This window comes from Dactylosporangium salmoneum (assembly GCF_039532525.1).
GTDB lineage: Bacteria > Actinomycetota > Actinomycetes > Mycobacteriales > Micromonosporaceae > Dactylosporangium > Dactylosporangium salmoneum.
In genome coordinates this window covers 54,292-80,110 of the sequence record NZ_BAAARV010000066.1, presented here as the reverse complement: position 1 = coordinate 80,110, position 25,819 = coordinate 54,292, and the positions used below count along the sequence as shown (strand labels likewise).

Here is a 25,819-nt window from a genome sequence, read left to right as displayed (position 1 = left end):
GGTTGAATGCAAGGGGCCGCACGTCTGATTCGCCCGGTCGGTCGAATGGTGTGCGACGCCATTTGCAACCAACCGTGGGAAACACGCGCAAACACCACTGCCATCGCTGCCGTTGATCATTTCGTCCTGCCGGTGGACGAAATGTGGTCCTACCGTCAACGCCGCGACACCTGGGCTCCTGCCGTTCCCCCAAACGTGCCAGTGCCGCGAAGTCATCGTTTGTCCGAGCTCTCGCGGCCGTGTGGAGCCTGCAGTCAAGAGAGCGCTCTCAAGGGAGACGCAAGTGGTTCACCATCCACGTCCGCCCGTCACCCGCGCGAGGCCGGGTACCTGGCGGGTCCCGGCCGCAGGGCTCGCCGCGATCGCGCTCGCGGCCGCCGGCTCCACCCTCGCGGCGTTGCCGGCCGCCGCGGCCCCCGCCGACCCGGACTTCGGTCCGAACGTCACGATTCTCGACCCGACGATGTCGGTCGACGCGATCAACGCGGCCCTCGCGGCCGCATCGGGAGAATCCGAGTTCAGCACCGCCCGGCACGCGATCTTCTTCAAGCCGGGCACCTACGGGTCAGCCGCCGGGGCGGCCAACCCGGCCACCGCGACCGGGATCGTCCTGGGCACGGTGGGCTACTACGAGACGGTCGGCGGTCTGGGCGCGTCTCCGGACGCCGTCGTGATCAACGGTGCGCTGCACGTCGACGCGGTCCACGGAGCGGAGACGGACCCGTGGAACCACCAGTCGCCGGGTTCGCTCACCCAGTTCTGGCGGTCGATGAGCAACCTCGCGATCAACCCGATCCAGCGGCCGATCAACCCGGGCGCCCCGGGCATCGACCCGGCCGGCGCCGACCCGCACCAGCTGCGCTGGGCGGTCTCGCAGGCGGCGCCGCTGCGCCGGGTCGACATCCAGGGCAACCTGACGCTCATGGGCCGCTACGGCGAGTACGCCAGTGGTGGTTTCCTGGCCGACTCGAAGGTGTCCGGGCAGGTCCTCTCCGGCTCGCAGCAGCAGTGGTACACCCGTGACAGCGGGATCGGCACCTGGAACGGCGGCGTCTGGAACATGGTCTTCTCGGGCGTTCAAGGCGCGCCCGCGCAGGACTTCCCGGACAGCCCGTCGAACGACACGGCGCACAACAAGTTCACCACGCTGGGCGCTACGCCGATCTCCCGTGGGGCCCCGTTCCTGACCTGGAACGCGACCGACGGGTACGCGGTCTATGTGCCCGACGCCCGGACCAACACGTCCGGCGCCGGCTGGCAGACGGGTGCCGAGACCGGCACGTCGATGCCGATCGGCACGTTCTACATCGCGAAGCCGGCGGACTCGGCGGCGACGATCAACGCGCAGCTCCAGGCGGGCAAGAACCTGCTCCTCACGCCTGGTGTCTACAGCCTCGACCAGGCGATCAACGTCACGCGTGCGGACACGGTCGTCCTCGGCCTGGGCATGGCGACGCTGTCTCCGACCAACGGAAACGCGGCCATCACCGTCGGTGACGTGGTGGGCGTGAAGCTCGCCGGCATCACGGTCGACGCGGGCGCTGTCACATCCCCGGTCCTGGTGCAGGTCGGCCCGGCGAACGCCAGCCACTCCAACGCCGCCGACCCGACCACCTTGTCGGACGTGTTCGTCCGGATCGGCGGGCCGCACCCCGGCAGCGTCGACACGGCGATTCAGGTCAACTCCGACAACGTGCTCCTGGACGACATCTGGTCCTGGCGCGCGGACCACGGCGCGGGCGCCGGCTGGGCGTCCAACACCGCCAACCACGGTCTGGTCGTCAACGGCGACAACGTGACGGCCACCGGTCTGTTCGTCGAGCACTACCAGCAGAACCAGGTGGTGTGGAACGGCAACGGCGGTACAACGATCTTCTATCAGAGCGAGACGCCGTACGACCCGCCGAGCCAGGCCGCCTACAAGAACGGGACCAAGAACGGCTACGCGTCGTACAAGGTCTCGGACAACGTGACCAGCCACCAGGCCTACGGCCTGGGCGTCTACTCCTACTTCAGCCAGGGAGTGGACATCCGCGTCGACTCGGCGATCGAGGCACCGAAGTGGAGCACGGTGCAGTTCCACGACGCCATGGCTCGGTTCCTCAATGGCAGCGGCGGCATCAACAACGTGATCAACGATGCCGGCGGTGCGGCGCTGCAGGGCAACGACGCGGCAGCCAGCAAGTATCTGCGGTCCTACCCGCCGGCGGGCACCCCTGAACCGCCGGCCACCGGCGGCGACAACCAGCAGACGATCACCGCGACGGTGCCTGAGGCGCCGGGCGAGTTCTCCTGGACCATCGACGCCACCGACCACGCGGTGGTGCTGTCCGATGCGGCGAACATGGGTTCCTACCTGCAGTCGACCGGCCAATTGAAGCCGGTCAAGGTGTCCGACACCCGTGCGGGTGGTCCGGCGTGGTCGGTGTCCGGCCAGGTCGGCGACTTCACGGGCGGCCTGTCCGGCAAGTACCTCGGCTGGACGCCGATGGTGCTCGCCCCCGGAGCGGGCGCGGTGGCCGGCGGCGCGGTTGCGCCGGGCATCGATGCCGGCAACGGGCTGACCGCCGCCTCGACCCTCGGCTCCGCACCTGACGGGCATGCCAAGGGCACGGCGACGCTCGGGTCCGGTCTGGACCTGCGAGTGCCGGTCGACACCGCGCCAGGCACGTACACCACGACGCTCACGCTGACCGCGCTGAGCTGACCGATCAGCCGGTGCGACTCCCGTACCCCCTCCGACGTCACGTCGCCGGGAGTCGCACCGGTTTCGCCCCACCCTGCCTGAAGGGACCCATCGCAAATGGCTTCGATGCTGGCGCGCAAGGTCGTGCTGTCCGCGGCCCTGGCGCTGATGTGCACGGTCATCGTGCCGTCCGGCCAGGTCGCTCAGGGGGCACCGCCGGGGGCTCAACTGCTGTCGTACGCCAAGCCGGGCTCCGCCTCCAGCAGTCAGGACGACGGGCAGTGCGTCCGCTGTACCCCGGACAAGCTCTTCGACGCCGACTCCGGGACACGGTGGGCGGCCAGCCCGACCACCGGCTGGGTGGACCCGGGCTGGGTCCAGGTCGACCTCGGCGCACCGGCGAGCATCACCCGGGTCGAACTGCAGTGGGAGTCCGCGTACGCGACCGGCTACGACGTGCAGGTCTCCGACGACGCCTCGAGCTGGCACACCATCTACGCGACCACGACCGGTCACGGCTTCCACGAGGACCTGAGCGTCACCGGCCAGGGCCGGTACGTGCGGCTCGAGCTGACCAAGCGCGCGGGCCAGTACGGCTACTCGCTCTACGACGTCAACATCTACGGCACCGGCGGCGACCCGGTGGCGCCGCCCAACCAGGCACCGGACCCCGACTTCACGCGGCTGAACCTGGTCTGGAGTGACGAGTTCGACGGCCCGGCGGGCTCGCGACCCGACCCGGCGAAGTGGACGGTCGAGACCGGCACCGGGCAGAACCACGAGCTGCAGTACTACACCGACAACGAGAACATCGCCATGGACGGCCAGGGCCACGCCGTGTTCGAAGCCCGCAAGGAGGACCGGGGCGGGATGCACTACACCTCGGCCCGGCTCAACACCTACGGCAAGTTCGCCTTCCAGTACGGGCGGGTCGAGGCACGCATCAAGGTGCCCGACGGCAACGGCATGTGGCCGGCGTTCTGGATGATGGGCACCAACTACTTCACCGGCACCGGCTGGCCCTACGACGGCGAGGTCGACATGATGGAGGTCCTCGGGCGCAACACGGCCGAGGCGTATTCGACCATCCACGGCCCGCAGTACTTCGGCGGCAACGGCATCGGTCAGAAGTACACGCAGCCCGGCGGCGCGAAACTGTCCGGCGACTTCCACACCTGGACGGCGGACTGGGATCGCAGCCGGATCCGCTTCTCTCTCGACGGCCGGCCGGTGTTCACCGTGAACAAGGCGGACGTCCAGGCGACCCGCGGGCCGTGGGTCTACGACCACCCGTTCTACGTGATCCTCAACCTGGCTGTGGGCGGCGACTTCCCCGGCAACCCCGACGCCACGACGCCGTTCCCGGCGCAGATGGCTGTGGACTACGTCCGCGTGTACCAGTCGCAGACACCACCCGGCGGCGACGGGCCGGCGCAGACCGTCACGGCGACGGTCCCGGCCCCACCGGGTGAGTTCTCCTGGACCATCGACGCCGGCGACCACGCGGTGGTGCTGTCGGACGCGGTGAACAAGGGGTCCTACCTGCAGTCGACCGGCGCGTTGAAGCCGGTCAAGGTGTCCGACACCCGTGCGGGTGGTCCGGCGTGGTCGGTGTCCGGCCAGGTCGGCGACTTCACGGGTGGCCTGTCCGGCAAGTACCTCGGCTGGACCCCGGCCGTCCTGTCCGGTGCGGCGACCGCGGGCGACGCGGTGCCCGCGGGCATCGACGTGGGTAATGGCCTGGCCGAACCTTCCGTCCTCGGCTCCGCGCCTACCGGACACGCCGCAGGGACGGCCACCCTCGGCGCCGGTCTTGACCTACGCGTGCCGGTCGATACCGTACCTGGCACCTACACCACGACATTGACTCTGACCGCATTGAGCTGACAGACCCATGGAGGCAACGATGACGAAGCGGACCGCCGCGTCCGCCTGCGCCGGGCTCATCCTGCTGGCGCTGCTGCCGGCGCCCGCGAGCGCGGCGCCGGTCGTGCCCGCACGGCTGGACGACTCGGTGTCCTGGGGCGTCACTCCGGCGGTCAACACCTTCGGCTCCGGCCGGGCGCACTTCGACTACACGCTCGACGCCGGCGCGTCGCTCTCCGACGCGATGGTGGTGGCCAACCACAGCGCCAAGGCCATCACGCTGCGGGTCTACGCGAGCGACGCCTTCACCACCCACAACGGGGGCATCGACCTGCTGCCGACCGGGGCGAAGTCGACCGACGTCGGCATCTGGGTCAAGGCCGAGTCGGACAGCGTCACACTGCAGCCCGGACAGAGCGCCACGGTCCCGTTCACGCTGTCGGTGCCGACCAACGCGACCCCGGGGGACCACTCGGGCGGGCTGGTCACGACGCTGGTCGATGAGGCGGGGGCCAACGGGGTCCGGGTCGAGCACCGGCTGGGCTCCCGGGTGTACGTCCGGGTCAACGGCGCGCTGCACCCCGCGTTGACGGTGGCCGACATCCATGCCGACTACAGCGGCACGATCAATCCCGCCGGCACCGGCAGCGTGCGCGTCTCCTACACCGTGCGCAACACCGGCAACGTGCGGCTGTCGGCCGGCCAGTCCGTCACCGTCGAAGGGCCGTTCGGGCTGCTGTCGCGCGACGCGGCGGTGGCGAACCTGCCTGAGATCCTGCCGGGCAACGCGTTGACGAACACGGTGACGGTGACCGGCGTGTGGCCGGCCACGCGGATGACCGCGCAGATCAAGCTCACCCCGGTGGCCAGCGGCGGCAGCAAACCGGTGCCCACGAACCCGGAGAGCGGCTCGGCGTCGCTGTGGGCACCGCCCTGGGGCCAGCTGATCGTCCTCGTGGTGATCGCCGGTCTGGTCGTCGGCGTGATCACGCTGCGGCGCCGGCAGAAGCGCCGGATGGACGCCGTCGTGGCGGCCGCGGTCGCCAAGGCGCTCAAGGAGTCGCAAGGGTCGAAGGAGGCGAAGACCGCCGCGGACCCGGCATGACGGCTGGCTAGCGCTCCAGCCCGATGTACCGCGCCTGGGCCCGCATCTGGTGCTCGAAGAACTCGTCGCGGTGCTCGACGGTGTTGCGCATCTGCCCGAAGATCTCGAAGCTCACCTGCCCGAAGAGCGTGACCCAGGCGGACAGGCCGCGGGCCATCGTGGTGTCCGGCACGTCGGGGGCGATGGCCTCGGCGACCCGGGCCACGTCCCCGGCCGAGCCGTCCGGCAGGTGCGGGTCGTCGTTCGGGGCCAGCGCGCCGGCCTCGGCCGCGTCCTGGAGGATGCCGCCGAGCACCCGCACCGCCCGGGTGGCGGCGACGACCGTGTCCTCGGGGGCGTGGTAGCCGGGGACAGGGCTGCCGTAGATGAGGGCGTACTCGTGCGGGCGCTGCAGGGCCCAGCCGCGCACCGCCCCGGCGACGGCGAGCCAGCGGGCCGCGTGGGCCTCGCGCGGTACCGCCGCCTCGGCTTCTTCGACGCAGCCGCCCAGTGCGTTGTACGCGTCCAGGATCAGGGCGGTGAGCAGCTCGTCGCGGCTGGCGAAGTACCGGTAGATGGCCGAGCTGACGACGCCGAGATCCCGGGCGACGGCCCGCAGCGACAGGTTCGCGCCGTCGGTGGCGAGGTGCCGCCGGGCGATCTCCTTGATCTCCTCGGTCATCTCCGCCCGCACCCGGGCGCGGATCGAGTTCGCCTTCATGCGCCTCATCATGACACACGATCCGTTAAGAGAGCACTGCTCTTGCTTTCGGATCGCGGGCGGCCCTATGCTCTGTTGCGAGAGCGGTGCTCTCAATTGGGAGCAGGGGAGGACATCATGCAGGTCGTCATCGGTTCGGGTTCGGTCGGCTCCGCCGTCGCGCTGCGCGTCGCGGAGTCCGGCGACGAGGTCCGCGTGGTCACGCGGGGCGGCGGCGGGCCGGAGCACCCGCGCGTCACCAGGATCAAGGCGGACGCCGCCGACGCGGCCGCCCTCGCGCGGATCGCCAAGGGCGCGACCGTGATCTACAACTGCGCGAACCCGCAGTACTTCGAGTGGCCGACCGCCTGGCCGCCGCTGGCCGGCGCCATGCTGCGCGCCGCCGAGGCCAGCGACGCGGTGCTCGCGATCATCGGCAACCTCTACGGCTACGGCCCGGTCGACCGCCCCATGACCGAGGACACGCCGCTGGCCGCCCGCACCGTGAAGGGCCGGGTGCGGGTCAAGATGTGGCAGGACGTGCTGGCCTCGGGCGTGCGCGCCCTGGAGGTCCGCTCGTCGGACTGGATCGGCCCGCAGAACTCCCTGCTGGCGCAGGCCCTGCCTGCCATGCGGGCCGGCAGGACGGCCTGGCTGCCGGCGTCCGTGGACGTGCCGCACACCTACACGTATACGGACGACGCGGCCCGGACGCTGGTGGAGCTGGCGCCGCAGGCCAAGGCCTGGGGGAAGGCCTGGCACACGCCCTCGGTGGCGCCGATGACGGCCCGGGAGCTGCTGACCCGGGCGGCGTCGATCGCCGGGCTCGGGGCGCCCAGGCTGCGGTCGTACCCGAAAGTGATGGTGCAGGGGGCGGCGCTCTTCGACAAGTTCGCCAAGGAGTTCCTGGAGGTGCGCTACCAGCACGTCCGGCCGTTCATCATGGACTCTTCCCGCGTGACCGCGGAGTTCGGCCTGACCGCGACCCCGCTGGACGACTCGCTGCGGGCGGCGCTGCAGGGCTCCTGATGTGTGCAGGTTCCGTCCAGGTTCCGTCCACCGCCGGGCCCCAAGATCCGGCCATGCATCTGCGTCGAACCCTGCTGGCGATCGCCACGGTGATCGCCACCCTCCTGGCCGTCGGCCTCGCACCGACCGGGGCCCAGGCCGCAAGCTGGAGCGGCCGCTGCTATGACGGCCTGGCCAACTCCTGGAAGGTCTCGCTGCCCGGCAAGTCGGACCTGGACATCAACGCCATGCCGTGCGTCTACATCAGCGGCAACCAGCTCTACGCCTCGGTCATCCTCGACTGGATCGAGGACCAGGCCCCGCCGGTCGGCAGCGGGCACAAGTTCGACGGCTTCATCCTGCGCGCGAACTTCGAGGTGCGTCCGAACGGGGGCTCCACCGACACCATCTTCACCCACACCGACTGCAACATCACCAGCACGATCAACTCCAAGTGGTCCGGCATCTACACGTGCAAGACGCCGGTCTACACCGGCTACAGCTCGGCCTTCGACTACTCCGGCGACGGCTGGGCCCAGTGGGACGTGGACAACGACGGCAAGAGCTGGCTGACGCCGCGGCAGTTCGTCGGCTCGCCGCTGCTGTACTGACGGGGGTACACGACATGAAGAAGCTCGTGTGGTCGTCGCTGGCGGCCCTGCTGCTGCTCGTCGGCCTCACCCCGGCGCCGGCCTCGGCCGCGGCCGCCGGCTACGTCGAGAAGTGCTCGCTCGCCGCGAACAAGAAGAGCCTCAGCCTGCCAGGGAAGACCGACATCACCGTGCACGCCGACACCTGCATCGCGCACAACGGCCCGTACCTGTACGCGACGCTGAAGTTCTCGTGGTGGGCCAACTCGGACTTCCCGGTCGGCAGCGGCCACAAGTTCGACGCGTTCTACATCGTCTCGACGCTGGAGCGCCGCCCCAACGGGGTGGCCGCCGACACCATCATCACCGACAAGAACTGCGACATCACGACCCGGATCAACGCGTCGTGGAGCGGCTACCTCGAGTGCACCACGTCGTCCTACAGCGGCTACAGCTCGGCCTACGACTGGTCGGGCGACGGCTGGTTCCGCTACGACATCGACAACGACGGCGCCTCGTTCGCCGTGTTCGACCTGACTGGCTCGCCGCTCATCACGTGAGCCTTCCCGCGGCCGCGCCCTGAGGCGCGGCCGCGGGGCCGCTCAGAAGTCGCCGCCGAAGTCGCCGCCGTCGCCGAAGCCGGCGTCGCCCCAGTCCCCGCCGTCGCCGCCGAAGTCCTGGTCGCCGCCGTCGTCGAAGCCCTGGTCGAAGCCTTGGTCGAAGCCCTGGTCCATCCCCTGGTCGAACCCGGCGTTGTACGCGGCGTCGTAGCCGTGGTCGCCCCAGCCCGGGTCGAAGAGCGCGTCGAACACGAGCACGGAGCCGATGCCCCAGGCGCCGGCCACCAGGGCCGTCTTCCACCAGGGCTCGGAGTACCAGCCGGCGGGCACGCCGCGGCCGGCCACCGCGCCGCCCGGGTAGTAGTAGGGCGTCGCGTTGCCGGGCTGCGGACTGGCCCGGTACGAGTGCCCCTGAACGTCGACCTCGCGCTCCTTGGTGATCGACCCGGCCCGCGCCCCGGCCAGCGGCGGCAGGTCGGGCCCCGGGTCGAGGCCCATGGCGGTGCGTGCCGCCCGGATGTAGGCGAGCCCCTCCAGCGCCGTCTCCCGCGCCAGGTCGTACTGCTTCAGGCTGGTGGCCCGCTCCAGCTGGCCACCCGCCGCGTTGTACCGCTCACTCGCGTCGACCAGGGCCTGTTTGACCGCCGTCTCCTCGCCGGAGAGGTTCATCAGCTGCCCGCCGAGTCGCTCGTACCACCGAAGGGCCTCCTCCCGCGCATCGGCCAGCTGCTGCTGCTCGCGCTTCCTGCGCCCGAAGCCGAACACCGTCACCACTCCAACCAGGACGAGTAACCCATGCCCTCGACGGTACCGGTTTCTGTCATACCCCTACGGCATGCTGAATACCGTGAATCTCCTCCTCCTACTCATCGGCCTCATCACCGGAGCCGCCCTCGGCTGGTTCGTCGCCCGTTCCCGCGCCGCCGTTGACCTGGCGAAACTGGAGGCGACGCTGCAGGCGACCCGCGACGGCGAGGCCCGCCTGGAGGCCTCCCTGCGCGGCCTGACCCTGGAGGCGCGGGGCCAGACCCAGGACGCCGTCGCCGACGCGGTCACGCCGCTGCACGAGGCTCTGGTGCGGTACGAGCGCCGCGTGAGCGACCTGGAGAAGGACCGCGTCGGCGCCTACGAGGCGCTGCGCGAGCAGGTGCGCGCCATGCACGAGGTCTCGGGCGACCTGCGCACGGAGACCCACCGGCTGGTCGCCGCCCTGCGCGCCCCCACGGTCCGCGGCCGCTGGGGCGAGCACCAGCTGCGCCGCATCGTCGAGGCGGCGGGCATGCTCGAGCACTGCGACTTCGACGAGCAGGTGACCGCCGCCACCGACACCGGCGTCGTGCGCCCCGACCTGATCGTGCGCCTGCACGGCGGCCGCCAGGTGGTGGTCGACGCCAAGGCCCCGCTGGACGCCTACCTGTCCGCCCTGGAGGCCCCCGACGACCAGGCCCGCACCGCCCGCCTGACCCAGCACGCCCGCCACCTGCGCGCCCACGTCGACGCCCTGTCCGCCAAGTCGTACTGGTCGGCGTTCGAGCCCGCCCCGGAGTTCGTCGTCCTGTTCGTCCCCGCCGACACGTTCCTCGACGCCGCCCTCCAGCACGACCCGCCCCTGCTGGAGTACGCCTTCGCCCGCAACGTGGTGCTGGCCACCCCGGCCACCCTGGTCGCCCTGCTGCGCACCGTCGCCTACGCCTGGCGCCAGGACTCCCTGACCGCCAACGCGCAGGCCGTCTACCAGACCGGCCGGGAGCTGTACGCCCGGCTGAGCACCATGGGCGAGCACCTGTCGAAGATGGGCACCTCGCTGTCGGCCTCCGTCACGTCGTACAACCGGGCCATCGGCTCCCTGGAGGCCCGCGTCCTGGTGAGCGCCCGCAAGCTGGCCGAGCTGGGCATCAGCGCCGACGACCTGCCCGCGCCGCCCCAGGTCGAGACGACGCCCCGCCAGCTGCAGGCCCCCGAGCTGGTCGACAACGAGTACGAGGCGCTCCTGGCCGCGTTGCGAGAAGAGCCACCCCAATGAGCCCATGACTCGGGTCCGCGTCAGTAACCGGCCGTTCTTCCCACGAGACACCACTCGGCGCTGGCGCGCCTCCTTGCCAGCTCCGCGTGGCCAAGCGCCGCCACCCAGCCCGTCGACCGCCCCCGCCCCCCGTCCCGTCCAATACGCCGGACGCCCGCCCCTCGCCCGGCCGCGAACGGCACACCGGGAGTTGGATCGCGGCGGGGGTCGGGGGTGTGCGGGCAGGTTCGCGCGCCGGCGTTCCCGCCGCCTCGGCTGTCCGGGCGGCGCCCGGGTGAGGTCGTCGTGGGGTCGTGGTGTGCGGGTCGGTTCGTCGCGCCGCCTCGGACGGCACGCCGGGCGCGGAGTCGGGGTGTGCGGGCAGGTTCGCCGCGCCGGCGCGCCTGCCGTCTCGACCGTCCGGACGACACTGGGGGAGCGGGGCTCGGTGTGCGGGTCTGTTCGCCACGCCGCCTCACCCGCCGCGGACGGCACGCCGGGCGCGGGTTCGCGGCGTGGTCGGGGTGTGCGGGCAGGTTCGCCGCGTCGGCGTGCCTGCCGCCTCGACTGCCCGGACGGCACCGGAAGAGTGGGGTCGCGGTGGGGCCGAGGGACGGGTCGGTTCGCCGCGCCTGGCGGTTGCGTCCGGTGACCGAAAGGGGACCGAATTCTCTGGCAAACCCGGGCAATGCCTGACAGCCCGTTTTCCGCACTGTCGCGCAGATGATCGCCGAGGCGGTCGGCGCCATCTAGCGTCGCGCCCATGTTCGGATTCGGCCGGAAACCCGGCGCCAACGCGATCATCGCCCGCGGTGAGATCGTCCACGTCGACTTCGGCCTGCAGAACGTGGACGAGTACGGCAATGCGAAGGCCTCGCGCTATACGGTGCGCGTCCGCGTGTACCCCGACGACGTGCCCCAGTTCGAGGCCGAGATCAAGGTCAAGCTCCGCGGCACCGCCGCCCCGATGCAAGGCGAGGAGACCTGGGTCCGCTACGACCCGGCCAACCGTACCCGCATCGACTTCGACCGCGACCGCATCAAGACCCGCACCTACGACCGGGCCGAGGCCAACCCCGGCCTCCGCGTGGTCGTCGACACCCTGTACCGCCACGGCGATCCCCCGATCAGCGTCATCGCCACCGCCCGCTGACCCGCGTCCCGCCGACCGGCCCGGCTCGTTTCCTGCGGCCGGGCCGAGCGCCGGGGGACCGTCATGGCCCGGCGGCCGGGGCCCGTGGTCACTCGGTGGCGGCGACGAGGATGCCGCCACCGCCGGAGCTGACCTCGATCCTGTGCGCGGAGGCGGCGTCGGTGGGACCTCCACCCTGGTCGTGCCGCCGTCGCCTGCGTGTTGACGCTGTAACGGTCCCGGGCCAGCCGGAGTGTCACGTCACCACCGCCGCTGGCCACGCGGACGGACTCGGGCGACTTCGCGAACGTGAGCCGGACGGCGCCGCCTCCGGTCCGCGCCGTGACGGTGGCCGGGGTGATGCCGCTCGCTCCGCCGCTCCGCCGATTGGGCAGGTCAGTAGCGGTGGGATCCCTGCGCCCCGCGCATGGCTCGTTCGGCCAGGGCCAGGTCCGAGGCGGCGGCGCGGGCGAAGGGGCTCGACGCCCCGAGGAGCTGGGCGTAGACGGCCTGGGCGGCGCGGTACTCCGTGATGGCCTCGTCCAGCCGGCCCAGGTCGTGCAGCACGCTGGCCAGGCGGTGGCGGGAGACAGCGGTGTCCAGGTGCACCGGGCCGAGCAGGCGCAGGCGGGAGCCCAGGACGGCGCGGTGCTCGGCCTCCGCCTCGGGCAGGCGGCCGGCGTGGTGCAGGGCCGAGGCGAGCAGGCTGCGGCTCATCAGGGTGTCGCGGTGCTCCGCGCCGAGCAGGCGGCTGCGGGCCCGCATGACCGTGCCGTGCTCGTCGATCGCGCGGTCGAGCTCGCCCATGTCCTGATAGACCTTGGCGAGGTTGCTGCGCGAGATGAGGGTCTCCTGGTGGTTGGCGCCCAGGACCCGGGTGCGCGACTCCAGCACCCGCTGGTGCTCGGTCTCCGCCCGGGTCAGGTCGCCCAGCTGGTGGTAGATGGTGGCCAGGTGGCTGCGGCTGGTCAGGGTGTCCGGGTGGTCCTCGCCGAGGATGAGCACCCGGGCGGTCAGCGCCTCGTCGCACTCGACCAGGGCCTCGGCCAGGCGGTCGAGGTCGCGCAGGACGGTGGCGTGCTGGTCGCGGGCGGTCAGGGTGTCCGGGTGGTCCCAGCCGAGCGCGTGGGCGCGGGCGTCGACGATCTCGCGGTACGCCTCCTCGGCCTCCTGCAGCTGGCCGCGCCAGTGCAGGTCGGTCGCGCGTTGCCAGCTCGCGGAGTCGTCGTAGACGGGCGAGGGGTGGCTCGGGCGCTGGCGGGACTCCGGGGCGGGCCACTCGACCGGGTCGGGCTCCTCGGCCGCGGGGGTGCCGTAGACGTTGGAGGACGTGACGTGCGGGAAGACGTCGTCGTCCATGCGCTGCGGCTGCTGGTGGGGGATGGGCGGGGGAGCGGGCGCCGGGTTGGTCGCCGGGCGGGCCGGGAAGCGCATCGGCTCGTAGACGTCGGGCTCGTGCTCGTCGAAGACCTCGGCCGGCACCTCGATCGGGGACTCGTGGTCGCGGCGGCGCAGCTCGCGGCGCAGGGAGACGATGGCCTCGGAGATGGCGTCGGAGTGGTCGCCGAGGCGCCAGGCGACGGCCAGCACCGGGCGGTCCAGGGAGGTGCTGAGCTGGCGCACCGAGCTGAGGATGGAGTCGTCGGGGGCGGCGTTGACGATGACCAGCGCGGCCCGGAAGGCGGCGGTCGGGCCGACCAGCAGCGCCTGCAGGGTCGCCTGCATGCGGGCCATGGAGAAGCCGGTGCCGGCCCGGACGTCGACGATGATGTGGGCCTCGGACATAGCGATCGGGCCCAGGAAGAAGCCGAAGACGGGCTGCAGCTTCTGGCCCTCGCGGCCGGCCGCCTCGTAGAGGGCCGCGTTGGCGCCCTCGTGGTAGGCGATGGCCTGCGGGGCGTGGCCGCGGATCAGCTGGACGAACCGGTCGTAGGCGCCCTCCGCGTCGCCCTCCTGCTGGGCGCGGCCGGCCGAGGCCATGCGCTCCTCGCGGTCGGCGGAGCGGACCACGATCGCCCCGCCGGACAGGCCCGCCAGGCCGACCAGCACACCCGCCCCGACGAGGGCGGCCGCGCCGGCGGTGCTGCGGAACTGCACCGTCGTGAGCACGCCCAAGCCGACCAGGGCGAGCCCGACGAACACGACGAGAAATCGGGTCTGGCCACTCCATCGTCCGCCAGTCATCGGTCCTCTTCTGCGTTGGTCACGACCCCCGCGAAGATCACTGCGGGCGACGAGCATTGCTCCGTAGCGTGACGAGAATCCTCCCACGAACCGCTGTGTCCACGGTAGATCGACGGCGTGAACCCCGCCATTCACGTGCAAGCCCCCAGATGAGTGTCAATTACCCGACACTTACAGCAGCGAGTCGCGCCACTGGGTGTGCAGCTCGGCGTAATGGCCGCCGCGGTCGATCAGGGCCGAGGGCGGTCCGTCCTCGACGATCCGGCCGCCCGAGAGCACCAGGACCCGGTCGGCGATCTCCACTGTGGACAGCCGGTGGGCGATCACCAGCGCGGTGCGCGAGGCCAGGATCGTGCGCAGGGCCTGCTGCACCAGCCGCTCGCTCGGGATGTCCAGCGACGACGTGGCCTCGTCGAGAATCAGCACCGCGGGGTCGGCCAGAAAGGCACGCGCGAACGCCACCAGTTGACGCTGTCCGGCCGAAAGTCTTCCCCCGCGCTTGCGTACGTCGGTGTCGTACCCCTCCGGCAGCGCCCGGATGAACGCGTCCGCGCCGATCGCCGCCGCGGCCGCCTCGACCTCGGCCCGGGTGGCGCCCGGCCGGCCGAAGGCGATGTTGGAGGCGACCGTGCCGGAGAAGAGGTAGTTCTCCTGGGTCACCATGACGATCGCGCGGCGCAGGTCGTCCTCCGGCAGCGAGCGCAGGTCGACGCCGTCCAGCGACACCGTGCCGGCGGTCGGGTCGTAGAAGCGGGCCACCAGCTTGGCGATGGTGGACTTGCCCGCGCCCGTCGCGCCGACCAGCGCGACCGTCTGCCCGGCCGGCACGAAGAGGTCCAGCTCCGGCAGCACCGGGCGCCCGGCGTCGTACTGGAAGGCGACGCCGTCGAACGTCAGCTCGCCGCGCGGGCTCGGCAGGCGCACCGGCGAGCGCGGTTCGGCGACCGCGGGGGCTTCGTCCAGTACCGCCGCCAGCTTCTCCAACGCGGCCGTCGCGGACTGCAGCGTGTTGTAGAACTGCGACAGCTCCTGCATCGGCTCGTAGAACCGGCGTAGGTACAGCAGGAACGCCGCCAGCACCCCGACCTCGGTGTGCCCGTGCAGCACCCGCCAGCCCCCGTAGGTGAGCACCACCGCGATCGACACGTTGCCGATCACCTTGATGGCCGGGGAGTAGGTCGCGACGAGCCGCTGCGCGCGCAGGCTGGCCACGGCGTAGTCGCCGTTGACGGCGGCGAAGATCTCGTCGTTGCGCCGCTCGCGGCGGAAGGCCTGGACCGCGCGGATGCCGCCGAGCGACTCCACGAAGTGGATGATGACGAGCGCGATCGTCTCTCTCGTGCGGCGGTACGCCCGCGCGCTGGCCCGCTGGAACCAGCGCGACAGCCACAGCAGGAACGGGAACGACGCCAGCGTGACCAGCGCCAGTGGCGGGTCCAGCCAGAGCAGGATCCCGGCCACCGACAGCACCGACAGCGCGGCCAGCACCAGGTCGTCCAGGGCTCCGTCGGTGAGCTCGGCGATGTTGTCGACGTCGCTGGTGAGCCGGGCGATGACCCGCCCCGACGTGAACCGCTCGTGGAAGCCGATGGACAGCCGCTGGAAGTGCCGGTAGACGCGGATGCGCAGGTCGTACAGCACCGCGTTGCCGACCCGCCCGGACATGGCCAGGAACGCCCGGCGGGTGCCGAACTCGGTCGCGGTGGCCAGCCCGAAGAGCGCGGTCACCAGCACCAGCACGGGCGGATGGCCGATGCCCCGGTCGATGCCGAGCTTCACCAGATAGGGCCCGGCCATCCCGGCCAGGTTCTGGATCAGCAGCAGCGCGACGAGCGCGGCGATGGACAGCCGGTGCGGGCGCAGCAGCGAGCCCAGCAGGCGGCGGCTGGCCACGCGCTGGGTCGGGTCGGGCTCGTCCTCGGTCGCGGTGCCGCGCCACCGCTGCACGTCAAGCGCCACGCAGCACCTCGCGATAGCCGGGGCAGGTGGCCAGCAGCCGCGAGTGGGTGCCGACCGCGGCGAGGCGGCCGTCCTCGAGGTACGCCACCCGGTCCGCGAGCGCGATGGTGGACGGCCGGTGCACCACGAGCAGCGCCGTCGTGCCGGCCAGCACGGTGGACAGCGCCGACTCGACCAGCGCCTCGGTGTGCACGTCCAGGGCCGACAGCGGGTCGTCGAGCACCAGCACCCGCGGCCGGCCGAGCACGGCCCGGGCCAGGGCGAGCCGCTGCCGCTGCCCGCCGGACAGCGACAGGCCCTGCTCGCCGATGCGGGTGTCCAGCCCCCACGGCAGCTCGTGGGCGAAGCCGGCCTGGGCGATGCGCAGCGCCTCCTCGATCTCGGCGTCGGTGGCGTCGGTGCGGCCCAGGGTCAGGTTCTCCCGCACGCTCATCGAGAACAGCGTCGGGTCCTCGAAGGCGGTGCCGACGATGCGCCGCAGCGCGTCGAGCTTGATGTCGCGCACGTCGAGCCCGTCGATGGTGATGCGCCCGGCGTCGACGTCGTAGAGGCGCGGGACCAGCGACACGAGCGTCGTCTTGCCGCTGCCGGTGACCCCGACGATCGCCACCGTCTCGCCCGGCTCGACCTCCAGGTCGATGCCGCGCAGGATCGGCCGGCCCGGCTCGTAGCCGAAGGCCACGCCCTCGAAGCGCAGCCGTCCCCGCACGCCGGACGGCGTCACCGCGCCCGGGCGGTCCACGATGGACGGGGGGGTGTCCATCACCTCGTAGATGCGCGCGGACGCGCTCATCGCCTCCTGCGCGTTGGCGATGATCCAGCCGAGGAGGTCGATCGGCCAGACCAGCATCACCTGCAGCGCCACGAAGGCGACCAGCGTGCCGACGGTGAGCGCGCCGCGGGAGACGGCGACCGCGCCGGCCACCAGCACCACGGCCAGCGTGACGTTCGGGACCAGGTCGAACTGCGACAGCGTGCGGGCCACCATCCGGCTCTTGCCCACGCCGAGGTCGTGCACGTGCCGGGCGCCGCCGGCGAACTGCTCGGCCACGTGGTCGCGCCGGCCGAACGCGCGGATCACCCGGATGCCCTGCGCCGACTCCTCGATGCGCGTGGTCAGGTCGCCGAGGGAGTCCTGCAGCTCGCGGGAGGCGGCGAAGTACCGCCCGGTGAACCTCTGCACGATCAGGAACAGCGGGATCGCGCTGAGGGCCACGAACACGCCCAGCGGCCAGTAGAGGCGGATCAGCAGGACGGACACGGCAGCGTACGTGCCCAGGTTCAGCACGAAGAAGAACAGCCCGAAGGACAGGAAGCGCCGGATCGAGGAGAGGTCGGCGGTGGCCCGCGACAGCAGCTGGCCGGACTGCCACCGGTCGTGGAACTCGATCGGCAGGCGCTGCAGGTGCGCGTAGAGGTCCTCGCGCAGCCTCGCCTCCATGCCGACCGAGGACGCGGACTGGGCCCAGCGGCGGACGAAGCTCAGCGCGGCCTCGCACACCCCGAGCGCGACCGCCAGCGCGCCGAGCAGGAACAGCCCGCGGGTGTCGCCGTGGCGCACCGGGCCGTCGACGACCCGCTGGATGAGCAGCGGAATGGCGAGGCTGGCGGCGGTGGAGGCGATCGCGGCGAGCATCGACCAGGCGGTGAGCGCGTAGTAGGGCCGCAGGTAGGACCGCATCCGCCAGAGCGCATAGGCCTTGCGCTCCCGCCGCACCCCGGTGGGCGCGGCGGTCATCGACATACATCCAAGCTACGTGGCGCTCACATAGGCGCCAAGCGATATTCAGCTGTCTTCATTAAGGGCAGTCTTCATGATCGAGCAGCCAGCGCTTGACCGGCAGGCCCCAGCGGAACCCGCCGAGCGTGCCGTCCAGGCGCAGCACCCGGTGGCAGGGGACGAACAGTGCGGCCGCGTTGCGCCCGCAGGCCATCGCGGCCGCCCGCACCGCCGCCGGCCGCCCGGACCGCGCGGCGAACTCGGAGTAGGTCACCGGCGCCCCGGCGGGCACCGTGCGCAGCACCTCCCACGCGTGGTTGAGGAACTCCCCGCTGCGCTGGCGCACCGGCACGTCGTCGATCGCCGTGAAGTCACCGTCCACATAGGATTGGAGTGCCTTCGACGGTACGCCCAGCTGCCCGCGATGCTCAGGGTGCTCGGTCAGCTTGGCCAGGGCCATCAGCCCGCGCACGTCGGTCGTCCAGCCAGACGCCAGCACGGCCTCGTCGGGGTCGACGATCATCGTGAACGGGCCCGCGGGGGTGTCGGTGGTCGTGAAGTACGTGTTCACTGCATCCTCCAGAGTCGGATCGTGGCGTACGAGCGCCAGGGCCGCCAGCGCTCGGCGTGCGCGGCCAGGGTCTTCGGGGTGTCGGGGAGCCCGGCGGCCCGCGCACCGCGCAGCACCCCCAGGTCGGTGGGCAGGAACGCGTCGGGGTCGCCGAGGGCGCGCATGGCGACGTACTGGGCGGTCCAGTCGCCGATGCCGGGCAGCGCCTTGAACCTCCCGACCGTCTCGTCGCGGTCCCCGCCGCCGTCGAGGTCGAGCTCGCCGGCCGCGACCGCGGCGGCCAGCCCGCGCAGGGTGCGCCGCCGGGACTCGGGCATGGCGAAGGCCTCGTCGGGCAGGGTGAGCAGCTCCTCGGCGGTGGGGAACAGGCCCGCGTCGGCCGTGATGAGCTTGCGCAGTACCGTGCGCGCGGCCGCCACCGAGATCTGCTGGCCGACGACGGCCCGCACCGCGATCTCGAAGCCGTCGACCGCGCGCGGCACCCGCACGCCCTCCTCCTTGAGCACCATCGGGGCCAGGGCCGGGTCCGCGCCCAGCACGGCGTCGACGGCGACCGGGTCGGCGTCGAGGTCGAAGAGCCGGCGGCAGCGCGCCACCGCGGGCGCCAGGTCGCGCACGTCGGCCAGGTGCAGGGTGGCGGCGACGTGGCCGTCCCGGGGGACCAGCGTCGCCCGGCCGGTGCCGTGGGGGAGCCGGAGGTTGCGGTGGTACCCGTCCGCGTCCAGCCCGTCGATCCCGGTGACCGCGCGGTCACGCAGGAACGACAGCAGCGACTCGGCGTGCAGCGGCGCCCGGTACGGCAGTCGCACCGGCACCACGCCCTCGTCCTGCTGCGGCAGGCTGCGCCGGTCCCGCAGCTGCGAGGGCGTGCGGCCGTAGATCTCGCGGATCGTGTCGTTGAACTGGCGCACGCTGCCGAAGCCGGCCGCGAACGCGATCTCCGCCAGCCCCAGCCCGGTCGTCTCGATCAGCACCCGGGCCGTCTGCGCGCGCTGGGCCCGCGCCAGGGCCAGGGGGCCGGCGCCGACCTCGGCGGTGAGCATGCGGTGCAGGTGCCGCTCGGTGTACCCGAGCCGGTCGGCCAGCCCCGGCACGCCGTCGCGGTCCACGACCCCGTCGGCGATGAGCCGCATGGCCCGCCCGACCACGTCGCCGCGCACGTCCCAGTCCGGCGAGCCGGGCGCGGCGTCGGGCCGGCAGCGCAGGCAGGCCCGGTACCCCTCGCGCTGCGCGGCCGCCGCCGTCGGCAGGAACGTCACGTTCTCGGGCCGCGGCGTGATGGCCGGGCAGGACGGCCGGCAATAGATCCTGGTCGACTTGACCGCGGTGACGAACACGCCGTCGAAGCGCGAGTCCCGGCTGGTCGCCGCCTTGCGGCAGGTTTCGAAGTCGAGTTCCACGACTCCATCCTGCCCCGCGACCCGGCCGGCGACTGGCGGTTTTCGGACGCGGATATGGCTGGTCGGGAACGCCTAAGGTGGTGGCCAACGTACACGAGATGGAGACCGCGATGACCGAGTACGACTCCGCCGAGCCCGGCGCCGGCGGCGAGGGCGAGGCCGGGCTGTCCGCCGCCGACCAAGCGCAGGAACCGACCGTCGTCACGCTGCACGGGGAGCACGGCGAGACCATCTACGCGATCGACCGCGACGGCGACGGCCGGGCCGACATCGTCGCCTACGACGACGACAGCGACGGCAAGGTCGACCGCTACGCGATCGACACCGACGGCGACGGCACGCTCGAGACCGAGCTGCGCGACCTCGACGGCGACGGCCGGGTCGACGCCGTGTTCATCGACACGGACAACGACGGCGACAAGGACGTGGCCGCGCTGGACACCAACGGCGACGGCAGCTTCGACCGGGTCGTGGCCGACCTCGACAACGACGGCAACATCGACACCGACGTGCGCGACACCAACTTCGACGGCAAGGCCGACTACGTGGCCCGCGACCTCGATGGCGACGGCCGCCGTGACGTGACCATCACCGACAGTGACTTCGACGGCCACTTCGAGACGGTGAAGTACGACAACCCGAAGGACGACCCGCTCGCACAGGCCTGAACTGGCTTCAAATTTCGCCGCCGGCCCTCGTCAGGGCCGGCGGCCGTTCGTAGAGTGCCCTGTGTGCGCCCGGTGGATTCCCAGCTCGACCCGCTGCTCGACCCGGCCGAACACCGGGCCTACCGCTTGCTGGTGCGCCTGGCCGCCGCCGCACCGGACGACCTGGCCGGCACGGCCGGCATCCCGGCCGCCGAGGCCCGTCGCCTGCTCGAGTCGCTGCGCGCCAAGGGCCTCGCCCGCGGCGGCCCGGTCTTCGAGCCCCTGCCACCGGACGTCGCGCTCGGTGGCGCCCTGCTGCGCCGCCAGCGCTCCCTGGAGTCGGCCCGCCAGATCGTGGCCGGCCTGACGGAGGAGTACCGGGCCACCGCCCGCCGCCGCGTCCCCGACCACGCCGTCGAGATCGTCGCCGGCGCCGCGGCCCTGCGCGAGCGCATCCGCGACGTGCAGAACTACGCCCAGGAGGAGATCCTCTGGTTCTGCCGGGTCAACCCGATCGCGATGTCGAGCCCGGAGAACACGGAGGAGACCTCGGCCCTGGCCCGGGGCGTGCGCTACCGGGCCGTCTACGAGCGCGCCCTGCTGGAGACCCCGGGGGAGCTGGACGGCATCGCCGCCTCGGTGCGCCGCGGCGAGCAGGCCCGGGTCGCCGAGTCCCTGCCGGTCCGCCTGGCCATAGCCGACCGGACCATCGCCATCTGCCCGCTGGTCCCCGACCGTGACCGCGACTTCGGCGAGCCGACGGCCGCGCTGATCCGGCGGGGGGAGCTGCTGGACGCGCTGGTCGCCCTGTTCGAGGCGACCTGGGAGCGGGCCTCGCCGCTGCTGCCGGACGAGCCGGACGGCGGCGGCCCGGCGGCGGCGGAGCGCCTGCTGTTGTCGCTGCTGGTGGCCGGCTTCCCGGACAAGTCGATCGCCTCGCAGCTGGGGGTGAGCCGGCGGACCGTGCAGCGCCGCCTGGACCGGCTGATGGCCTCGGCTGGGGTCGACACCCGGATCGCGCTGGCCTTCGAGGCGGGGCGCCGGGGTTGGCTGCCGGACCTCGGCGATGCTGCGCAGTGAGCCGGTTTTTGCGATAAGTCGGGCGCTTCGCGCCGCGACTTATCGGATTTATACCCCGACGGGAGATATCTCCGGATAGTCCGGTTTGCCAATAACTCGGGCACTGCGTGCCGCGACTTACGCATTTTTCGCCTGACAACCCGTATGTCCGGATTGCTAGGCGTTTCCCGGCGGGTGGGGCGGCGGCCTGGTGGGCCGCCGTGCGGGGACCGGGGCCGGGTGGGGCCTCGCCGCGGGGATGGTGGCCGGATCGGGCCGCCGTGTACGCCGGTGGGCAGGTGGGCCGCGCGACGCCGCTGAGGTGGAGGGCTAGCGACGAGCACGCGGCCCAGGGGGCTGGGCGGATTCCGAGGGAAGGGGGGATTCTCCGTAAACCGCCCGATCGAGAAGTCTGGGTCCCGAAGCAATCTTGGGACATGGGGGCCGGGTGCCGCATTTCGGCCATGGCGCGAAGTGGACAGCGGTTCAGTGCGCCGCGCGTTGGGTCAGCCACCGTGCGCCGAAGTCGACCAGGGCGCGCTGGCGGGTCAGGCTGGCGGTGCCGGCGCCCACGGGACCGGTGTGCTCCCCGCCGGTGATCTCCGCGAAGTCCTTGGCCAAGGGGACGAAGAGCGAGGTGTCGTGGGCCAGCTCGCGGTACTCGACCCACTGGCGCTCGCCGTCGACCAGGATCGGGGAGCCCTGGCGGCGGTACTGCTTGGGCGCGTCGGCGCGGTACTCGGCCAGGTGCAGCGACGTGTTGTTGTCGTGCCCCACGCCGAGCAGGAGTACCCAGGCGTCGGCGTCGTACAGGCGGGCCAGGGGGGAGTCCTCGCTCAGGCCGTCGTCCAGCCGGTGGCCGGCCGTGATGCGCTCGGCCAGCGGGCCCAGGGCGGCGAAGGACACGGTCGGGTGGGCGCTGCGCCGGACGCCCGCGAAGGAGCGGAAGCACTCGACGATCGCGCCCATCTGGCCCGTAGGCGTCACGCCGGGGTCGTAGGCGGGGGTCTCGGCGCGGATGATCGGCCACCAGTCCTCGGGGACGGGCGGGTTGCCCCAGTCCGAGGGCTCGGTCAGGCCGCGGCAGTGGGTCGGCATGACCAGGGTGCCGTCCGGGCCCAGCACGCGCAGAAGGGCCAGCACCACGGCCTGGGCGCCGCCGGCCACCCAGCCCAGGCGGGACATCGACGAGTGCACGACGACCGTCGCGCCCTCGGGCAGGCCCAGGGCGCGCAGATCGTGGGCGAGGCTCTCCACGGTGCCCGGGCGGGTCGAGCGGGCCACGGCGTCAGCTTCCATGGATTCATAATGTCCGGCATGACGCGGTGGACGCTGTCGGGGTTCGGCGACGAGATCGACGCGGATCCTGCGGTACAGGTGCAGGTGCTTCTGGCTCTTGGGGCTTCGCACGTGGAAGTGCGCAGCGCCTGGGGGACCAACGTGGTGGACATGTCCGACGAGGACCTGGCGCGGCTGGCCGGGCTGCTGGATCGGCACGGGGTGCGGGTCTCCGCGATCGCGTCGCCGATCGGGAAGTGCCAGGTGTACGACGACCCCGCCCCCGAGCTGGCCCGGCTGGAGCGGGTCGTGGCGGCCGCGCACCGGTTGGAGGCGCGCTACGTACGGCTCTTCTCCTTCTACCGGCCCGACGGCGTCGAGGCGGCGGCCGTGCGCGACACCGTGCTGGCGCGCCTGCGGGCCTTCGCCGACGTCGCCGAGCGGGAGTCCGTCGTGCTGGTGCACGAGAACGAGAAGGCGATCTACGGGGACACGCCCTCGCGGGTGCTCGACATCGTGGAGTCGGTCGGCTCCTCGGCGCTGCGGGTGGCCTGGGACAACGCGAACTTCGTGCAGGTGGGCGTGCGGCCGTTCACGGATGGGTACGCGCTGCTGCGGCCGCACATCGAGTACCTGCAGGTCAAGGACGCGCGGGCCGCCGACGGGGTCGAGGTGCCGGCGGGGCACGGGGACGGGGAGCTGCGGGAGACCCTGCGGGCGCTGCGGGACGACGGGTGGGAGGGGTTCGCCTCGCTCGAGCCGCACCTGGCCGATCCGGCGCGGCCGGACGTGCTGTCGGGGCCGCGGCGCTTCGGGGAGGCGGCCCGGGCGTTCGCCGGGCTGACCGCGGAGCTGGGCGTCGAGCTGGCCTGAGCGGACCGCGTCCGCCGGGCCGGTCGCAACGGCGGGCATCGGGCTGGCCCGCGGGCGGGCATCGGGCTGGCCCGCGGGCAGGCATCTAGCCGGCCCGCGGGCGGCCATCTAGCCGGCCCGCGGCGGGCAGTCCCGCCGGTCGCGCGGCGGGCATCTAGCCGCGGCCCACGACGGGCAGTCCGCCGGCCGCGCGGCGGGCATCAGGGCGGCCGGAGCGGGGCACGGCGCTGGGCGTCAAGGTGCGCCGAGCGAATCGCCTAAGCTGAACAGCCGTGGCACTCAGCATCGGCATCGTCGGCCTGCCCAACGTCGGCAAGAGCACCCTGTTCAACGCCCTCACCAAGGGGGACGCGCTCGCGGCGAACTACCCGTTCGCGACCATCGAGCCCAACGTCGGCGTGGTCGGGCTGCCCGACGAGCGGCTCGGGCGGCTGGCGGAGCTGTACGACTCCCAGAAGGTCATCCCGGCGCCGGTGTCGTTCGTCGACATCGCGGGGCTGGTGCGCGGGGCGTCGAAGGGCCAGGGGCGGGGCAACGCGTTCCTCGCGAACATCCGGGACGCCTCGGCGATCTGCCAGGTGGTGCGGGCCTTCTCCGACCCGAACGTGGTGCACGTCGACGGCAAGGTCTCACCCCGCGACGACATCGAGACGATCAACACCGAGCTCATCCTGGCCGACCTGCAGACCATCGAGAAGGCGCTGCCGCGGCTGGAGAAGGAGGCCAAGGTCCGCAAGGAGCGGGCCGGGGTCGCCGCCGCCGCGAAGGCCGCCGGTGAGCTGCTCAACGAGGGCAACACGCTGTACTCGGCCGGCTTCGACGTCTCCGAGCTGGGCGAGCTGCACCTGCTCACCGCGAAGCCGTTCCTCTACGTCTTCAACGTCGACGAGGCCGGCCTGTCCGACGCCGCCTTCCTCGACGATCTGCGCGCCATCGTCGCCCCGGCCGAGGCCATCTTCCTGGACGCCAAGATCGAGTCCGAGCTCACCGACCTCGACGAGGAGGAGGCCCTGGAGCTCCTGGCCTCCATCGGTCAGCCGGAGCCGGGCCTGCACCAGCTGATCAGGGTCGGCTTCCGCACGCTCGGGCTGCAGACGTACCTCACGGCCGGCCCCAAGGAGGCGCGGGCCTGGACGATCCCGATCGGCGCCACCGCCCCCGAGGCCGCCGGCGTGATCCACTCGGACTTCCAGCGCGGCTTCATCAAGGCCGAGGTGGTCTCCTTCGAGGACCTGATGACCGCGGGCTCGATGAGCGGCGCCAAGGCCGCCGGCCGGGTCCGCATCGAGGGCAAGGAGTACGTCATGCAGGACGGCGACGTGGTGGAGTTCCGCTTCAACGTCTAGGACGTGGCGTACGTTCGTTTTGCCCGTCGGAACCAGTCGAAGGAGCGCACGTGTCATACGTCGTCGATTTCGAGAGCGTCTCCACCGCAGGTCTGGAGTCGTCACCGGTCGCCGAGGCCCTGGCCGGGCTGCGCGCCAACGAGGCCCGCTACTTCAAGAACAAGTACGACCACACCTTCACGGTCGAGCCGGCATCGGCGGACAGCGAGGCGGTGGCCTACGTGCATCGCATCCTCCTGGAGGAGCGCGACCTCGTCATCGGCTCCCGGCCTCTGGAGGTCACGTCCTTCGAGGTCGAGGGCATCCGCTGGACGTACGTCTTCTATGAGTCGGGGCTGTCCATCAACGTGCTCTACACCCTCGAGGACGCCGGAAAGCGGGCCGTCGGCTTCAAGCTCTCTGACGGGATGGAAGTCCCGGCCGAGCTCGCAGACCGCTTCAAGTTCGCCCGCCAGAGGTCCAAGCTTGCCGGCACGATCCGTGGCTCGTTCTTCGTCATCAAGGGCGAGTACTGACGGTCGTTGTTCGAGGGTGGAACGCGGGCATTTCGGCAGGTTCGAGGCATTCCGACGTGTCGGGTACTCCGCGCCACGACATGTCGCATTTATGCGGTGCCGGGGTATAAATCGGATAAGTCGTGGCGCGCCAGCGCCCGACTTATCCGGCCCGATCTTGGCGCCGCGAAGCTGGCAGGGAGGCCCCCCAGGGGCCGACCGTTGTCTGACGGGAGCAACGGCCCCTGGTTGCACGGACCGGAGCCAAGAATTGGCTCTTAAGCAGCGCCAGCAATGATCGTCTTGTACATGTCCTCGATGCGGGCGGCCAAGGTGACCTCGCCCGGCGAGAGCTCCGAGTCGGCCGTGCCGGGCACGCGGAGCCGGATCTGGGTGCGGCCGTCCAGGCGGCGGACGTCCGGGCGGACACCAACGGCATCCGCGACCACTTTCATTCGCTCGGTGAGTGCCGCATGCTGGGAATCGTCGAGTGCCAAAGTGCGCCGGATCTCTCCGCCGTCGTGCGTCCAGCCCTGTAGTAAGGCCAGCGCATCGCTGAGATAGTCACGGTGATCGTCGCTCCACCGGGCCCGCATTTTGACCTACCCTCCCACGGCATCGTTGCCGGCTTGTGGCCGTTTCGAAGCCTGCCCGTCATCA

At 71.9% G+C, this 25,819-nt stretch carries 22 protein-coding genes; 13 read left to right on the top strand and 9 right to left on the bottom strand.

The window, feature by feature from the left end:
• Positions 1–283: 283 nt before the first annotated feature.
• The 3 genes from ABD352_RS33670 (at position 284) to ABD352_RS33660 (ending at position 5,657) form a co-directional block, all read left to right on the top strand.
• Positions 284–2,707 (top strand): adenylyl cyclase, encoded by a 2,424-nt coding sequence (locus tag ABD352_RS33670; protein ID WP_344616562.1) that lies wholly within the window; start codon positions 284–286, stop codon positions 2,705–2,707.
• Positions 2,708–2,803: 96 nt separating this feature from the next.
• Positions 2,804–4,573 (top strand): family 16 glycosylhydrolase, encoded by a 1,770-nt coding sequence (locus ABD352_RS33665; protein WP_344616561.1) that lies wholly within the window; start codon positions 2,804–2,806, stop codon positions 4,571–4,573.
• Positions 4,574–4,592: 19 nt separating this feature from the next.
• Positions 4,593–5,657, top strand: a complete 1,065-nt coding sequence (locus tag ABD352_RS33660) for a WxL protein peptidoglycan domain-containing protein (RefSeq protein WP_344616560.1) — start codon at positions 4,593–4,595, stop codon at positions 5,655–5,657.
• Between the two features lie 7 nt (positions 5,658–5,664).
• Here the strand turns inward: ABD352_RS33660 and ABD352_RS33655 are convergent, their stop codons facing one another.
• A complete protein-coding gene (locus ABD352_RS33655; protein ID WP_344616559.1) occupies positions 5,665–6,357 on the bottom strand; it encodes a TetR/AcrR family transcriptional regulator in 693 nt (230 codons plus the stop codon).
• 117 nt (positions 6,358–6,474) lie between these two features.
• Here ABD352_RS33655 and ABD352_RS33650 point away from each other — a divergent pair, with 117 nt between their 5' ends.
• From ABD352_RS33650 to ABD352_RS33640, 3 genes are read left to right on the top strand one after another with little or no spacing between them, the layout of a single operon-like run.
• Entirely contained in the window at positions 6,475–7,365 is an 891-nt protein-coding gene (locus ABD352_RS33650; protein ID WP_344616558.1) for a Rossmann-fold NAD(P)-binding domain-containing protein, read from the top strand.
• Positions 7,366–7,418: 53 nt separating this feature from the next.
• Positions 7,419–7,955: a hypothetical protein gene (locus ABD352_RS33645; RefSeq protein ID WP_344616557.1), complete on the top strand. Its 537-nt coding sequence runs from the start codon at positions 7,419–7,421 to the stop codon at positions 7,953–7,955.
• Between the two features lie 14 nt (positions 7,956–7,969).
• Entirely contained in the window at positions 7,970–8,494 is a 525-nt protein-coding gene (locus ABD352_RS33640; protein ID WP_344616556.1) for a hypothetical protein, read from the top strand.
• Between the two features lie 42 nt (positions 8,495–8,536).
• Here the strand turns inward: ABD352_RS33640 and ABD352_RS33635 are convergent, their stop codons facing one another.
• Complete coding sequence (locus ABD352_RS33635) at positions 8,537–9,265, bottom strand: hypothetical protein (protein WP_344616555.1); 729 nt, start codon at positions 9,263–9,265, stop codon at positions 8,537–8,539.
• 64 nt (positions 9,266–9,329) lie between these two features.
• Here ABD352_RS33635 and ABD352_RS33630 point away from each other — a divergent pair, with 64 nt between their 5' ends.
• Positions 9,330–10,517: a DNA recombination protein RmuC gene (locus ABD352_RS33630; protein ID WP_425553748.1), complete on the top strand. Its 1,188-nt coding sequence runs from the start codon at positions 9,330–9,332 to the stop codon at positions 10,515–10,517.
• Positions 10,518–11,259: 742 nt separating this feature from the next.
• On the top strand, positions 11,260–11,649 hold the full coding sequence (locus ABD352_RS33625) for a hypothetical protein (RefSeq protein WP_344616554.1): 390 nt from the start codon (positions 11,260–11,262) through the stop codon (positions 11,647–11,649).
• 375 nt (positions 11,650–12,024) lie between these two features.
• On the opposite strand, the gene ABD352_RS33620 is transcribed toward ABD352_RS33625, so the two are convergent.
• From ABD352_RS33620 to ABD352_RS33600, 5 genes are all read right to left on the bottom strand, one after another.
• On the bottom strand, positions 12,025–13,812 hold the full coding sequence (locus tag ABD352_RS33620; RefSeq protein WP_344616553.1) for a tetratricopeptide repeat protein: 1,788 nt from the start codon (positions 13,810–13,812) through the stop codon (positions 12,025–12,027).
• Positions 13,813–13,983: 171 nt separating this feature from the next.
• Positions 13,984–15,759, bottom strand: a complete 1,776-nt coding sequence (locus tag ABD352_RS33615) for an ABC transporter ATP-binding protein (protein ID WP_344616624.1) — start codon at positions 15,757–15,759, stop codon at positions 13,984–13,986.
• A 1-nt stretch (position 15,760) separates the two neighbouring features.
• Positions 15,761–17,515: an ABC transporter ATP-binding protein gene (locus tag ABD352_RS33610; RefSeq protein ID WP_344616552.1), complete on the bottom strand. Its 1,755-nt coding sequence runs from the start codon at positions 17,513–17,515 to the stop codon at positions 15,761–15,763.
• Between the two features lie 55 nt (positions 17,516–17,570).
• Positions 17,571–18,062: a methylated-DNA--[protein]-cysteine S-methyltransferase gene (locus ABD352_RS33605; RefSeq protein ID WP_425553747.1), complete on the bottom strand. Its 492-nt coding sequence runs from the start codon at positions 18,060–18,062 to the stop codon at positions 17,571–17,573.
• Entirely contained in the window at positions 18,059–19,462 is a 1,404-nt protein-coding gene (locus ABD352_RS33600; protein WP_344616551.1) for an AlkA N-terminal domain-containing protein, read from the bottom strand. Before ABD352_RS33600 ends, ABD352_RS33605 begins: the two co-directional genes overlap by 4 nt.
• 110 nt (positions 19,463–19,572) lie before the next feature.
• Between ABD352_RS33600 and ABD352_RS33595 the strand changes: the two genes are divergently transcribed.
• Together ABD352_RS33595 and ABD352_RS33590 are read left to right on the top strand one after the other, a co-directional pair.
• Entirely contained in the window at positions 19,573–20,130 is a 558-nt protein-coding gene (locus ABD352_RS33595; protein WP_344616550.1) for a hypothetical protein, read from the top strand.
• 63 nt (positions 20,131–20,193) lie between these two features.
• Complete coding sequence (locus tag ABD352_RS33590; protein WP_344616549.1) at positions 20,194–21,189, top strand: helix-turn-helix transcriptional regulator; 996 nt, start codon at positions 20,194–20,196, stop codon at positions 21,187–21,189.
• Between the two features lie 465 nt (positions 21,190–21,654).
• Here the strand turns inward: ABD352_RS33590 and ABD352_RS33585 are convergent, their stop codons facing one another.
• The gene (locus ABD352_RS33585; protein ID WP_344616548.1) at positions 21,655–22,467 is read right to left on the bottom strand and encodes an AAC(3) family N-acetyltransferase; all 813 of its coding nucleotides are present in this window, start codon (positions 22,465–22,467) and stop codon (positions 21,655–21,657) included.
• Positions 22,468–22,485: 18 nt separating this feature from the next.
• On the opposite strand from ABD352_RS33585, the gene ABD352_RS33580 reads away from it, so the two are divergent.
• The 3 genes from ABD352_RS33580 to ABD352_RS33570 all read left to right on the top strand — a co-directional run bounded on the left by ABD352_RS33580 (position 22,486) and on the right by ABD352_RS33570 (position 25,180).
• Positions 22,486–23,319, top strand: a complete 834-nt coding sequence (locus ABD352_RS33580) for a sugar phosphate isomerase/epimerase family protein (protein ID WP_344616547.1) — start codon at positions 22,486–22,488, stop codon at positions 23,317–23,319.
• Positions 23,320–23,591: 272 nt separating this feature from the next.
• On the top strand, positions 23,592–24,665 hold the full coding sequence (gene ychF, locus ABD352_RS33575; RefSeq protein ID WP_344616546.1) for a redox-regulated ATPase YchF: 1,074 nt from the start codon (positions 23,592–23,594) through the stop codon (positions 24,663–24,665).
• Positions 24,666–24,715: 50 nt separating this feature from the next.
• Positions 24,716–25,180 (top strand): phage tail protein, encoded by a 465-nt coding sequence (locus tag ABD352_RS33570; protein ID WP_344616545.1) that lies wholly within the window; start codon positions 24,716–24,718, stop codon positions 25,178–25,180.
• Between the two features lie 257 nt (positions 25,181–25,437).
• Here the strand turns inward: ABD352_RS33570 and ABD352_RS33565 are convergent, their stop codons facing one another.
• Entirely contained in the window at positions 25,438–25,755 is a 318-nt protein-coding gene (locus ABD352_RS33565; protein WP_344616544.1) for a pterin dehydratase, read from the bottom strand.
• Positions 25,756–25,819: the final 64 nt, after the last annotated feature.